The following is a 13086-nucleotide window of genomic DNA, read 5'->3' as shown; positions in this document are numbered from 1 at the left end:
GCGCTCTGCCTCGTGGACCAGGACTGCGACCCGACCGGCACCATCTCACCGGCCGGAGCGGTCCGAGCGGTGTTGTTGGTCTGCCTGGCGTTATGGGGTGGGGGGGTGTTGTGGGGAGCGCAGTACGAGCAGGGTGATCTCGCTGGGGGCGAAGACGCGGAAGGGCGGGCCCCAGAAGCCGGTGCCGCGGCTGGTGTAGAGGAGGGTGCGGCTGCCGTGGCGGCTGAGGCCGGCGAGGGCGGGCTGGTCGATGCGGACCAGGTGGTGGAAGGGCCAGATCTGGCCGCCGTGGGTGTGGCCGGAGAGCTGGAGGTCGATGCCGTGGGCTGCCGCACGGTCGACGAACTTGGGCTGGTGAGCCAGGAGCAGGACGGGTAGGTCGGGGTCGGCGCCGTTCAGGGCTTTGGCGAGGTGGGCGCGGTGGCCGGCCAGGCCGGAGGACTCCGCGGTGACGTCGTCCACGCCGGCGACCACGAGGGTGTCGCCGCCGCGTTCGAGCAGCAGGTGGTGGTTGCGCAACGGCTGCCAGCCCAGCTCGTCCATCAGGTCCACCCAGCCCTGGGCCTGGCTGTAGTACTCGTGGTTGCCGGTGACGTAGACCCGGGCCCGAGTGGCTTGCACGGTGGCGAGTGGGGCGGCCTGGGCGCGGCGGCGTTCGGCCGTGCCGTCCGCGATGTCGCCGGTGTGGCAGACGAGATCGGCGTCCAGGGTATTCACTGTCGCGCAGACCCTTTCCGACCAGCGGGCACGGTCGAGCGGGCCGTAGTGGGTATCGGTGATGAGAACGACACGGGTGCCGTCCAACCCGGCCCCCAGGCGCGGAAGTTGCACGTCGAGACGGCGCACGCGGGGCACCCGGCGCGCCTCGGCGTACCCCCAGGCGAGCAGCACGGCGGCTGTGCCGAGGACCGCCCAGGTGACGATCCTTGCCCGGTCCTCGCCGTCACCGACGCCGGCCACGGTCAGGGCGAGCCGCAGCAGGACACCGAGCAGAACGGACCAGGTGAACAGAACCCAGCTGGCACCAAGGAGGGTGTCCCCGACGATCGCGGCCCCGTCCTCCTGCCGCCGACCGTGGCCGCGCACCATCGCGAGCGGCATACCTATCAGGCCGAGGGCGAACAAGGCGGTGCCGGCCAACGTGACGGCCAGCGGCCAGTGCTGGCCGGTGAGCAGCAGCACCCAGCAGGGCACCGTCCACAGCAGGACGGGGGCGATCAGGGGGATGAAGCGCATCAGGCGGCGAAGTCGGCTCTGCTGACTCGCTTGCGCTTCGCTGTCAGCGGGCCGGGTGTCGCTTGTGTCGGTCACGCTTCCCCTCCTTCTAAACCAGGCTGCCGTCGCGCGCACTGTATCCGGTCGTCCTGGGGCCCGTCGGATGGACGTGGCCCTTATGGGGGCGGCCGGGATGTGCCGGGTGGAGACCTTGTGCGACGCGGACGCCGTGCTCGCCGGCGCCGTAATGGCGCCTGAGGACAGAGAGGCTGTCGTGGCCAGGCCGGGGCAGTAGCAGGAGCGGCTCGCTGCGTTCTGGGAGCGGGAGTTGGAGGGGGATGACGAGCTTGATGTCTTCGATCGTTCGTGCTGGGCCCACGGCCGAGCGGCCGTTGCGCAGCGCTTCACTTGGCGAGGGAACGGTCGACTTGGCGGGCAAGGCCCTCACCGCCGGCACACCAGATCCGCTATCACGGCAGTCGGCAGGGACGGGTTGGCTGCTGCTGCTTCCACCACCTGCCAGTCCGCGTCGGTGAGCAGCTCTTCGATGACCGGTGGAGGGAGTGCTGGGTGGCCGGCGGCTACGGGTCTCGCCCGTTGGTCTGCCAGGCAGACGAGCAGCGCCGAGTTCGTCGCCCTGCGATGCCGGGCAACCTCACGGAAAACTTTCTGCACCGCTGGTTGGTGCCGGACCAGGTCCTCCAGCAGCACCGGGGGCGCGTCTGGGTTGGTCGCCACCTTGGCCAGGACGCTGACGCCGTGTCGGTGGACCATGGCGCGCAACTGCGCTTCGGTGAGACCGGGGTGCGGAGCGAGGGCCTTGACCACCTTCGCGTCGGGGTCGTCGGCCAGCCGGTTGCGTGTCTCGGGCGGCAAATCGCGTCGTTGGGCTACGAGCATGCGGGCAGCCGGGTCCGGTGACGTGGACAGCTCCTCGACCTCGGCGGGAGAGGAGGCGGCAATACGGGGCAGAAGGGTGGTGCCGGTCCTGGTAGTTCGGGCCAGGTGGGTGAGCACGTCGAGCGGCACGCGGGGGTGGTGTGCGAGCCTGCGGCGCACGTCGGGGTCACGGTCGTCGGCCAGCGCGCGGATCAGGGCGTCGTCGATCGCGGGATTTTCGGCAAGGTCGGCGCGGATACCGGGAGTGAGGTCCGAGGCAAGCCGCGCGCACGCTTGCTGGGGGAGGTCCTGGCGGGTGGCGAGCGCCCAGCGCAACAACATCGACGGATGGTCCACGAAGCCGACGACGGATTCGACGGGCGTGGCAGGGTTACGGAGTGCCGCCTCCATCATGGCGTGGACGGTGGACTCGTGGGATCCGTCGCAGGAGGCGCCCGGCAACAGGTCGCAGTCGAGCCGTGGGCACTGCCGATCGTGAACGAAGGGAGTCTGCTCGCGGTCACAGACCAGGCAGCGTCGCGCCGCAGGCAGCCCCTCCCCGGCCAGCAACGCTGCCAGTGTGGCCGGGGGTGTCGCCTCATTGGCCGCGACCGCGCGGCGGACCTCGGCGTGCGGGTGCGCCGCGAGCCTCGTGGCCACGTCTGGGATGGTCCACAATGCAAGCTCGGCGACGACACGTACGTCCGTGTCCGCCGCAAGCGTGTCCACAAGGTCGGACGGGAGGCCGGGGCAGGCTGCCAGTTTCTCCCGGCGCTCACGGACCGGGTCCGCCGCGAAAAGACGCGCCCACTCCGGGCGACCGACTCCCTGGTCGAGCAATGCGAGCGCGGCATCCGGCCGGACAGAGGGATCGATGTCGGCGGCGGTCAGCCGACCCTCGTACGCGAGCTGCACCGCGCTCTGGTCGACGCGCTCGGCCAACGCGACCGCCTGTGCACGGCTGAGGTCCGCACGACAGGCGAGGTGCGTGGCGATGTCGTCGTCCGCGATGGATATCAGCCGGTCGACCAACTCGGACGGCAGGGCGGGATTGGCGGCGAGCCCGCACAGGATGTGATGCACAGACACATCCTGCCTGGTGCGTGATGGATGACTGCGGGACCTCTTGATGCCAACGAGTTGCCGGCGGAACGCCCCGCCCCTGCTGCGTGGTACCTGACGAAACCCCCTATGGAAGCGCTCAGTCACAGCATGGTGTGACTGAGCGAGCTACTTGGGCCTTGAGTAAGGCAGTTGGCCACTGAGCGCGTTTCCAGGCTCGTACGAAGACGGGAGGGGCTGCTGACTGAAGTGCTAGCGGACCCCTGCCAATAGGCTCCGGCACCATGACTGCCACCACTCCCAAGTCGCCGATCCCGGTTGCGCCTGCCGGCCTGAGTGACAGGGCCCAGCGGTTTGTCGAGGCGGACGGGTTTCGTGTTCCCCACCAGGACATCGGGCGGCACCGAGAGAGCTGGATGGAGCACGGGATCCCGGTCGCAGAGATCGACAGGGCCACGGCTTTCCAGGAGCGATGGGGCGGTCTTGCTCTGCCGCCTGCCCCGTTCTACGAGGGCGGCCCGCACATCCTCAACGCCGACTGCCCCGAAGAGATGGCTGCTGAGGGCTGGTCGTTTCCGGCGGGAACCTGTCGCGTGTCCATGGCCTATGGATTCATGATCGGCCCTGACGACGCGTTCGGGATCGATGCCAACCGCTGGACACCCCTGCACGCCAGCACCGACGGATGGGTGGAGTCCTTGGCACTCGCCGCCCATGCCCGCCGTTGGGCCAAGACCCTCACCAGGCTCGAGGGTGAGGGCGTCGAGTCCTTGGACCTTGGCGGGTACGAGCCCGTTGCTGAAGTGCAGGGGGTGACAGATATGTGGTGGCGGGGCAAGGACTCGCTCATCGCCCTCTACCGAGGCGAGGCCGTCGGCATGGACGCCCCACGATGTCTTGAAGCCCACGTGTATGGGGGCCTTGACGAGTGGGGGCTCCATGGTGGCTGATCGCCAGCACTGCCAGATCGGGCAGCCTGCTTGGCCTGATGGGCCACCTATCGCGCTCAGTCCCCAAGCGCCGGAACTGGGTCATAGTTCAAGCGTCGCCGACAGCGGGCGGTGGTGATCTCCGACGAGAAGTCCGGCCGGGCCGCTGAGAACCGGCGCGCCAGACGCGCCTGACCGGGTCCTTCGCCCGGCAGGCGCCTCTGGTTCGACTCGCTGGAAGCGAGAATCGACTTGGTCTGTTCCTCCCACCCAACGTGTCATGGAGTGGGTCCGAGACCTGTCTGCAGCTGTCGGCGTTCGGGTCGGCCGACGGTGGCCGCATCGGTCAGCGGGTGCGGAGACTGCTGGTGTACACGTCCGTACGATTCTGTGGTGCGCCGGAGTGGGTCTCGGTGAGCACCGCCCGTACTCCCTTGCCGTCTGCCACCAGGCCTTGGTAGTCGCCGAGGAAGTAGCCTCCGGCGAACGGCGCCTGCAGCCAGTCGAAGACTCGCGAGATCCGTCGTTCGGTCCGGAGTTTCGGGTGTCCGTGCCGCAGCGTGGCCAGTTGGTAGGCGGTGGGCAGCGTGGTGGTGTTGCCGGGCTTGAGGAAGCGCAGGTCGTAGTAGGTGAGTGCGACCGTGCCCCGCTCGTCGACCGCGATCGACGGAGAGAAGGCCGGCACGCCCTTGGGACTGATCAGCTCCGGAGTTCCCCAGGTGCGTCCGCGGTCGTTGGACCGCACGAGCTGGACGGAGTCGAACTTTCCACCGGAGAAGTCCGCGCCCTCGTAGGCCATGTACAGCGTGCCTGTCTTGGCGTCGACGGCCGGGCTGGGCAGGGTGGCCGCGGCGCGCAGCAGCTTGGCGGGGTCGTTCGGGTCGACCTCCGGTACGGAGGTGTCCCGGGCCACGGTGACCGGGGCGCTCCAGGTCCTTCCGGCGTCGGTCGAGGTGACCATCGCGTAGTGGGCTTCGGCGACAGTGCTCAGGTCGTCGGAGTAGGTGATCCGGTCGAAGAAGTCGTACAGGGTGCCGGTGCGGCTGTCGACGACGATCACATGGCCGATGGTCTGGGTGTTGGGCACGGTGCTGGTGTCGACGAACCGCCGGGCCTTGCTCCAGGTGCGGCCGCCGTCGCGGGTGAGGGAGATGTAGCCCGGACCGTCGAGGGAGCTGGGGCCGGGTGGGTCGTTGTCGAGGCGGTTCCAGACCTGATAGGCGGTGCCCTTACGGAGGGGGTCGGCGGTGAGTGAGGGCTTGTCGTTGAAGAACGGCTCCTCGTCGACGTGCGTGGTGGTGAGGTTCCGCCAGGTGCGGCCGCCGTCGCGGGACGTGGCGGCCAGGAGAGCGCTGCGGGTGCTCTTGGTGAAGTCGACGCCCTCCCCGCTCGCGTAGACGGTGCCGTCCGGTCCGGTGCTCACCCAGGGGTCGGAGGCCCGTTCGAAGTCCGCGCCGCCCGGGGCGCACAGGCTGAACGGCAGCGTGCTCCGGTGGAAGGTGTGGCCGTCCGCGGTCCAGCTGGCCGCCAGGCCACGGGCGCCGCCGTCGTTCCAGCGGTCCTGCTGGAACACGGTGACCACGCGTTTGGGATCGCGCGGATCGACCGACAGGTACGGCTCGACCTCGGTGGCCGGGTAGACGATGCTGTCGGAGGACCTCGCGCCGATGGTGCAGTGCGCGTACGGGTCGCCGTGGGACACCTTGACAACTTGTGTGCCGTCGGGGTTTCGGTCTGCTGCGGCGGGAGTCGCGCCGGTGACCGTGATGAGCAAGAGCGCGGTGGTGGTCACGGCGGTCAGGGGCAGGAAGACGCGCATGCGGGATCTCCTCCGGGCCTCGCGGCCGGGGTACGGGACCGCCGTCATGGGGGCGGCCGGGGGCGCGGAGGCGTGCCGGAACGCGAGGGTGGGACGGCTCCGCTTGATCCTTTTCGGCGTTGGCGCCGGTGCCCTTGATGGGCCGAAAGGCGGAGTCCGCCCCAGGGTCGTCGAGGAGCACGGCGCGGCGGACGAGCTGGCCGGTGGACCTGTAGCGCGACGCCGGACGGTTCAGACCGTGTCGGGCCGGGATCGGGTGCACGGGCACGGCGGAATCTGGAATGGGGGAAGGCGGGAATGCTTCAGGACCGGACCGATCCGTGCAGCGCCGAGCTTGCGGCTCCGGCACACGGCCATCACGGTCACCACTTCAACAGCACAGCTCGTCAGCACTTGTCGTCGACGAGTTCGGTGAAGTCCTTGGTGCTCATCGCCCGGTCGTCGGCCCAGACCTGGCCCGGCTTGAGGGAGGCGAGGTCGTCGGCGGTGAAGTAGACGTGTGCCATGTAACTGCCGGACCCATGGAAGCCCAGCGCGTAGGTCCGGCCGGGCAGCAGTTTCTGTCTGCCGTAGGTGTGCGCACGCCATTCGGATGGTGGGGAGAAAAGCGGGAAGACGACACCTCCGTGATTCTTCGCTCCCCCTGTCTCCCACCCGCTGTCTTCTTGGTGCGCCTGGCTCCCGTCCGGATTGTCAGTGCCGGCCTGTGCAGGTTGGGAGGCCGAGGAAGAGCCGACCGAGCCGAGTGATGCCTCTTCGATCGCGGCTTCGCCTTCCTCAGGGGTCCAGCTCTGCAGACCGATCCCCGAGAGGGTGTCGCCTCCTTCGCACGGACGCAGTTCGGCCACCGGCTGCCCGTCGTCCCCGTTTCGCACCGCCACGAGCGGCAGGTCAGGGGGGCTGCACCCACTCACCATGGTGAGACCCAACGCCAGGCACGCCGCTCCGCACACACGTCTCATTCTGGCTCCCCCTCGGATGCTGGTTTCCTAGAGTTGGGTGTGCCTGGGGAAAGAGTCGAGTTCTGTACGGTCTCGGTTCGGACTCGTGTGCGGGCCGGGCGTCTTCCCAGGGCCTTGCGGGGTTGCTTGTTGGGTAGATCGCCCGGTAATGGCCCGTCGCCCAAGCGCGTTCCGATGGGACGGGGCCTGCGGTTTTCATCGGGCTGCAGCGGGCTTGACGGTTCGTGTCCGGGTGCTGGCGCGGCGGTAGACGCATCACGTTGCTATGCCGTCAGGCCGGGGGACTGTGGGAGCCGTGTCCGGTAGCGTGGTCCGCCTCTTCGAACGGGCGGGATGAAACGTTGGCCGACGTGGTGCGTGTCATGGAGGCGCTGGCCGGGCAGGGCGTCACGGTGCTGTTCAAGGCGGATGCGGAACGCATGCGTGATGGGGTGCGGCCGTGGACGTTCGTCGCGAGCGGTCTCCCCTTCCACGAGGACTTGCTCGTGCGTACTGATGCCGCCTCGGTGGAAGCCTGTCTGGATGTCTGTCTGCCGCAGCTGCGCGCCCGCGGGCTTGTCATCCCCGAATGAGTGCTGCCCGGCCGGCAGTGCTGTGTGCGGCGGCCACATCTGCGGCTGCGAATGCTGCGGTTGGCAACGCCGTGCCTTCGTCATAGCGCCGGTATGGCTGAAGGCGGCAGAAGGGGTGTCCGGCGACGGAACTGCGGGTGGACCGAGCCACTGGTGCTGGATGGTGTGAGTCAGTGGTGGGCGTTGTGCTCTGCGGAGAGGACGGCGGCGGGGATCCGGCCCGCGGTTGGGGGGACGCCGCAGCCGTTGGCGCGTGGGAGCCCGTGGCGGTGTCGGGGAAGGCGTGCCAACTGATGCTGAAGCGTGCAGGTGTGACGTGTAGTGAGGTGCTGAAGCGGTGGGGGAGGGGCTGCCCGCCACCACACATGCGGTGAGTGTGAGGACGACAGCCAAGCTGTGGCGCACCCGCGTGGATCACGCGGATCCGGTACATCGGCCAACCGCTCCAGAAGGCCTGGGACCTCCCCGGATACGACCTCGGGGTGTTCGCGGAGCTGGTCAAGGGCAGGCGGGATCAGCGTTGATGCGTCGGCAGGCAAGGCCCACTCGGGCCACGGGGCGTCGAGAACCTCATGATCTTGGGAGCCGTGCCTGTCAAGTTCCGGGCCCCGTCGACGATCTGACGGACCACCACGAACCGGGCGTCACGCGACTACGCCGAAGCCCTGGGACCGGTGGCCTTCCCTGGCTGATCAGTGCGCCCAGGCTGTCCGGCTGGCAGGGGGGTGCTTCGGGTTGGCGGCCCGGGGACGGGCGTGGGGCCCCTGGGTGGTGTTCCAGGGGCCCCAGGCGAGTGCTGGCCGGGTCGGGTCCGGGTTAGAAGTGGCGGTAGCAGTTCCTGTAGTCGTCGTGGCCGCGGTGGTTCCAGCTGCTGTACCGGTAGTTGTACCTGTAGTTGTACCGGTCACGGTAGTTGTCCCGGTCCCAGCGGGAGCGGCAGTCGTCGTCGTACCGGTTCCAGTAGTGGGCGCCGCGGTAGTGCCGGTCGTTGTCGCACCGGTCGTGGTCACCGTGGGTGGGGTGCAGGACTCGGTAGGAACCGGAGGGGGCGGCGGCAGTGGTGGACGCCATGGCCGTGCCGGTGAGGGGGATGGCGATCGCGGCGACGGTCAGGGCCGCCGTCGCGGTAGCGCGTGCCAGTTTTCGCACCGTGTTTCTCCTTGGTTTCGGTGAATTGCCGGATGGCGCGTCAGACATTACTGGCCCGTCGCCCCCAGCTGATTTATCCGGCCGGTTCTCTGCCGCTTACCGGACGACAATGGATGACGACCCTGTGGCGGGCATGTGGCCTGTGAACTGCACGTATCCACTGTGCGCGGTCTCGCCCGAAGGGTGGCGGGAAACACCCTTCAAGGTGATGCTGCTTCGGCATGTCGTGGAATTTGCGTGAATCGCAGGGAGGGTTGAACAATTCTTTACAGTGCCCCGGGAATTGCGTTGACGAATTCCGTTCTCATTCGTTATTCAAGGGGGACTCTGCTGCGCAAACCGTGCCGCGTCAGATCGTATGCGCCCCGTGTTGCGCGCAGCCGGCCGTGCGGTTTCTGTGCCGGCATGCGAAGAGCCGGCGGGTTGGCCGAGTCGGCTCGGTGATCAGGCCCTCTCGGCGGGGCGGCCGTCGGGCGGGTGCGGGCGCGGCGGTCAAGACGTTGCCGGTGAGCTTGGACAGTGCCTCGCGCAGTTCGGGGCCGGCGCCGAGAAGCGCGGCCTTGAGCCGGGGTGGTTTTCGCTTGCGCGCGGGCGTTGACGGCTGGCTCGTTTGCTGGCCGGAGCGCACGCCCAGCCAGGGGAGGGGTTTCGTGTGCGGATGAAGACGATCGGGGCTCGCAGGGAGATACGTACAAGCGCATGGCGCGGCCCGGCTGACTGACCATGGCGGCCTGGATGTTGCCCCGGCTCAGATGGCCTGGCGGGGCCGCTTCGCAGGATCCGGTGCATTCCCATCCGGCTCGACGCGTCGCACCGAACGACCCCGGTCAGAAAGGTGAGTTGGCGGCATCCGCGGCGGCAGCCGGGAACTCCTCATGGGTCGGAAGCACTCTGGGTGCGGTGATCACTGCGTCGGCATGGCCGTCCGTGGAGGCACCCACGTCCGGGCATGGCATGGGGGCCTCTGCGGCAGCGTTGACGTCCGGGTGCCCCTCCCAAGGATCATCACGTCCTCAACTACGCCCGTTATCGCTCCTGTTGACCCTGCGCCGTCAGTGTTGTCTCCCTGCGTGTATCTCATGCGCACCGCATGCTGCTGGCGGAGTGAGCTGTCGCGGCCAGCTGCTGTCGTGTGTCCGCTCTCAGTGGCTGCGGTAGACGGTGAGGATGGCTCCGCTGACTTCGATGCGGCGTTCGTGGAGTTGTTCTCCGCAGTGGAGTGCGGTCAGGCAGGTGCGGAACAGGTCGAGTTCGTGGGTGTCGAGGACGGCGGCGGCCAGGCTGAGGAGTTCGTCGAGGGTGGTGGGGGTGAGGGTTTCGGGGAGTTCGCCGGACAGGAGGACGACGGGTTCTCCGGTCCGGTCCCTTACGACGGCGGTGGCTGACGCTCCGTGGACGACGAGCACGTGCACCCCTCTCGAGGAGGTTTTTGGGGTGGTTCACCCTTCTTGCGGGTCGAGAGGATAGTCACGCCGCGGGGCGGCAATGGGGGTCGGATGGCTGCGAGTTGGGCCATTCGGGTGTCGGCGCCGCGCGTGCCGGACGAGTTTCGTTTCGGGGTGCTGGCGCTCCTGCCTGCTGGTTCTCCTGTTGGGCGGGATGTCCGGGGAGGGGGGATGTGCCGGAAGTGGTTGCCGGAGGATTTCCCGACCCGCTACTGTCCAATCTCGTCAGACAGATCGTCCGGCATGAATGGACGTCCGGATGGGATCCGGAGCTGTCCCATGCCCCCTTCAGCAAAGGAATCACCATGCTCGGCATGAGTGAACTCGACGCGGAGTCCGCACAGTTGCTGCCCGGCCGTGAGGCCCTGGGCCGGCTGAAGTTCAGCCTGGTCAAGACGACCAACGTGACGAAGCACGTCGCCTACGTGTCGGCGCACAACAACTCGTACGCGCTGAACGCCTGCTCGCCCGAGGCGATCGCCCAGTCGGCTGGTAACCAGTCGATCTCCGTCCACCAGTGACCGGCATCCACCCCGAAAGAGGATTCACCATGAACAACGACCAGCTCAACGCCGAGTCCGCGGAACTGCTCCCCGACCGCGAGGCCCTGGGCCGCCTGAAGTTCAGCTTCGTCAAGACGACCAACGTCACCCGCCACGTTGCCTACGTCGACGCGCACAACAACTCGCTCGCCGCGAACTACAACTCCCCGGAGGCGATTGCCGCGTCCGAGGCCAACCAGTCCATCAGCATCAACCAGTAACGGATGCCTGGGCGTGCGGACCGCGTGTGTGGCACACGCGGTCCGCACCGGGGAGGGAGGACTGCATGGTGGACAACCACCGAAGGGGCCACGATCCCGCTCTCGCGGGGACGGCACTGCAGGACACGCACCACGCGCCGCCCAACAGCGAAACGTTTCCCTCGCACGACGCGCCCCCCGCAGACAGCGCGTCACACCCGGACACGACGTTTCCCCAGAGTGTCGTGTTCGCCGGCGACAGCATGTCCGCCGCGGATGTCACGCTGGTCCAGGACGACACATATACCAAGAACAGCACGCAACCCTGGGACGGCACTTTCGCCGGAGTTAGCACGTATCCCAGTGACGGCACGTTCTCTGGGGTCGGCACGCCAGCCGGGGTCGTCACATCGGCTGGTGACGGCACGTTCGCCGGGGGAGGCGCGCATCCCGGGGACGGCACGTATCCCGGAAGCAGCGCGACGGCCGGGAATAGCACGTCGGCGGGGGTCGGCATGTCTGCTCGGGTCGGCGTGGTGGCTTTGGATGCGGGTGGGCAGTTGGTGTCTGCTGTGCCGCGTCCGGTGGTGGGGTTGCAGCGTCTGGGGGAGTATCAGGGATCAGGTTCGCGGGAGCGTAAGTATCTGATCCGCCGGGCGGACGGGCAGGTGGTCCAGCTGTCCCGGTTGCTCTACCTCGTCACCGAGGCCATCGACGGTGTGCGCGACACGATGGCCATCTCTCACCGGGTCAGTGGCCGCTTCGGACGCGAGATCAGCGCGGACAATGTCGAGTATCTCGTGGAGCACAAGCTCCAGCCCCTCGGCCTGACCGTCCCGCCCGGCCAACAGGACGAGCAGAGCGTTGCCGCTCCGCGCTCCGATCTCCTGCTGGTCCTCAAGGGCCACCGGGTCATTTTCCCCGAGCGGCAGGTCGCGCGTATCGCGGGGGCGTTGGCGTGGCTTCACCGGCCGCCCGTGGTGGCCCTGGTCCTCGCCGCCCTCGCGTCCCTGGACCTGTGGCTGTTCGCCTTCCACGGCGCGATGCAGCCGGTGCTCCAGGTCGTGGAGCAGCCGGTCCTGATGCTCGCGGTGTTCGTACTGATCGTGGCTTCTTTGGTGTTCCATGAGTTCGGACATGCTTCGGCCTGCCGTTATGGCGGTGCACGGCCCGGGAGTATCGGCTGCGGCCTCTATTTGATCTGGCCCTCCATGTATACGGACGTCACGGACGTCTACCGGATCAACCGGACCGGCCGGATCCGCACCGACCTCGGCGGCGTCTACTTCAACACGGTCTTCGTCCTCGGCCTGGCCGGCGCCTACTTCGTCACCGGCCAGCCCTTCTTCCTGGCCGCGGTCTATCTCGTCCACTTCGAGATCCTCGAGCAGCTCATGCCCGCTCTGAGGCTGGACGGCTACTACATCCTCGGCGACCTCGCCGGGATCCCCGACCTGTTCGGGAAGATCAAGCCCATTCTGCAGAGCATGCTGCCGGGCCGGGAAACCCCCGCCGAAGCGGCCGACCTCAAACGCTCCGCACGGATCATCGTCACCATCTGGGTCCTGACGATGGTCCCGCTGATCGTCGCCGAGCTGGGGTATGTGCTGTGGAACCTGCCGCGCCTGATCGAGACCGGGCTGCGCGCCCTGTCGGAACAGGCGGTCGGCACCTGGTCCGCGTTCACCGACGGCCAGATCGCCGCCGGACTCGTCGGTGTCATCGGCCTCGTCATGCTCCTGTGCCCGCTGGCCGGCGCCGTATACCTGTGCGCGCGTCTGGCAGGAAGGGTCGTGCGCGCCACCCTGCGCGCCACCGAGAACAACATCCGGGTGCGGCTGGCCATCTGTGCCGGTGTGCTGGCCGCGTGCGGTGCGCTGGGTGCGGCCTGGCTGAGCGGGATGACTCCCGAGCCCCTGCCCTCGCAGGCACCGATCGTTCCCCTGCTCGAACCCGGAGTCGTCGCCCCGCGCACCTCGGCCCCCGCCACCAGCGCCCCGCCGGACGATTTTGCGCCCCCGGCGCCGCAGCTCACCCAGGCACCACCGATGAGCCCGACCCCCACGCCCGAGGCGTCCCCCTCTACCACGGCCTCGGCGAGTGATTCCCCCTCGGCCACCGACCCGGCAGACGCCCCCTCGCCCCTCAAGGCGAGTCCGAGCCCGAGCCGGACCCGCCGGCCGAGTTCGGCGCCGCCCTCGCCCAGCCCCTCCTCCGGCACGCCGAGCCCCACCGCGTCCACCTCGCCCTCGGACAGTGGTTTCCCGACACCCACCATGAGCTTCCCCGGCCCCCTGTCCACATGACACCCC

At 68.4% G+C, this 13086-nt stretch carries 10 protein-coding genes; 5 read left to right on the top strand and 5 right to left on the bottom strand.

The window, feature by feature from the left end; translation table 11 throughout:
- Positions 1-90 precede the first annotated feature (90 nt).
- Complete coding sequence (locus LGI35_RS02240) at positions 91-1311, bottom strand: metallophosphoesterase (protein ID WP_227291895.1); 1221 nt, start codon at positions 1309-1311, stop codon at positions 91-93.
- Positions 1312-1659: 348 nt separating this feature from the next.
- A complete protein-coding gene (locus tag LGI35_RS02235; protein ID WP_227291894.1) occupies positions 1660-3177 on the bottom strand; it encodes a hypothetical protein in 1518 nt (505 codons plus the stop codon).
- Between the two features lie 263 nt (positions 3178-3440).
- Here LGI35_RS02235 and LGI35_RS02230 point away from each other — a divergent pair, with 263 nt between their 5' ends.
- On the top strand, positions 3441-4106 hold the full coding sequence (locus LGI35_RS02230; RefSeq protein WP_227291893.1) for a hypothetical protein: 666 nt from the start codon (positions 3441-3443) through the stop codon (positions 4104-4106).
- A gap of 325 nt (positions 4107-4431) precedes the next feature.
- On the opposite strand, the gene LGI35_RS02225 is transcribed toward LGI35_RS02230, so the two are convergent.
- The gene (locus tag LGI35_RS02225) at positions 4432-5904 is read right to left on the bottom strand and encodes a glycoside hydrolase (RefSeq protein WP_227291892.1); all 1473 of its coding nucleotides are present in this window, start codon (positions 5902-5904) and stop codon (positions 4432-4434) included.
- A 1312-nt stretch (positions 5905-7216) separates the two neighbouring features.
- Between LGI35_RS02225 and LGI35_RS02220 the strand changes: the two genes are divergently transcribed.
- Entirely contained in the window at positions 7217-7438 is a 222-nt protein-coding gene (locus LGI35_RS02220; protein ID WP_227300177.1) for a hypothetical protein, read from the top strand.
- Between the two features lie 816 nt (positions 7439-8254).
- On the opposite strand, the gene LGI35_RS02215 is transcribed toward LGI35_RS02220, so the two are convergent.
- Both LGI35_RS02215 and LGI35_RS02210 read right to left on the bottom strand, forming a co-directional pair.
- Positions 8255-8587 carry a hypothetical protein gene (locus LGI35_RS02215; RefSeq protein ID WP_227291891.1) on the bottom strand — a complete coding sequence of 111 codons (333 nt, stop codon included), beginning with the start codon at positions 8585-8587 and terminating at the stop codon, positions 8255-8257.
- 1142 nt (positions 8588-9729) lie between these two features.
- On the bottom strand, positions 9730-9993 hold the full coding sequence (locus tag LGI35_RS02210; RefSeq protein ID WP_227291890.1) for a hypothetical protein: 264 nt from the start codon (positions 9991-9993) through the stop codon (positions 9730-9732).
- Between the two features lie 353 nt (positions 9994-10346).
- Between LGI35_RS02210 and LGI35_RS02205 the strand changes: the two genes are divergently transcribed.
- The 3 genes from LGI35_RS02205 to LGI35_RS02195 all read left to right on the top strand — a co-directional run bounded on the left by LGI35_RS02205 (position 10347) and on the right by LGI35_RS02195 (position 13080).
- Positions 10347-10553 (top strand): hypothetical protein, encoded by a 207-nt coding sequence (locus LGI35_RS02205; RefSeq protein WP_227291889.1) that lies wholly within the window; start codon positions 10347-10349, stop codon positions 10551-10553.
- A 29-nt stretch (positions 10554-10582) separates the two neighbouring features.
- Positions 10583-10795 (top strand): hypothetical protein, encoded by a 213-nt coding sequence (locus LGI35_RS02200; protein WP_227291888.1) that lies wholly within the window; start codon positions 10583-10585, stop codon positions 10793-10795.
- 494 nt (positions 10796-11289) lie between these two features.
- Positions 11290-13080 carry a hypothetical protein gene (locus LGI35_RS02195; protein ID WP_341483494.1) on the top strand — a complete coding sequence of 597 codons (1791 nt, stop codon included), beginning with the start codon at positions 11290-11292 and terminating at the stop codon, positions 13078-13080.
- Positions 13081-13086: the final 6 nt, after the last annotated feature.

The sequence above is a fragment of the Streptomyces longhuiensis genome (genome assembly GCF_020616555.1).
GTDB lineage: Bacteria > Actinomycetota > Actinomycetes > Streptomycetales > Streptomycetaceae > Streptomyces > Streptomyces longhuiensis.
This window is presented reverse-complemented; position numbering and strand designations above follow the sequence as displayed.

What these genes read in the sequence shown, in the direction of transcription:
- LGI35_RS02230 (WP_227291893.1), top strand. Translation starts at nt 3,441, where the DNA reads ATGACTGCCACCACTCCCAAGTCGCCGATCCCGGTTGCGCCTGCCGGC.
- LGI35_RS02225 (WP_227291892.1), bottom strand. Translation starts at nt 5,904, where the DNA reads ATGCGCGTCTTCCTGCCCCTGACCGCCGTGACCACCACCGCGCTCTTG.
- LGI35_RS02205 (WP_227291889.1), top strand. Translation starts at nt 10,347, where the DNA reads ATGAGTGAACTCGACGCGGAGTCCGCACAGTTGCTGCCCGGCCGTGAG.
- LGI35_RS02200 (WP_227291888.1), top strand. Translation starts at nt 10,583, where the DNA reads ATGAACAACGACCAGCTCAACGCCGAGTCCGCGGAACTGCTCCCCGAC.
- LGI35_RS02195 (WP_341483494.1), top strand. Translation starts at nt 11,290, where the DNA reads ATGTCTGCTCGGGTCGGCGTGGTGGCTTTGGATGCGGGTGGGCAGTTG.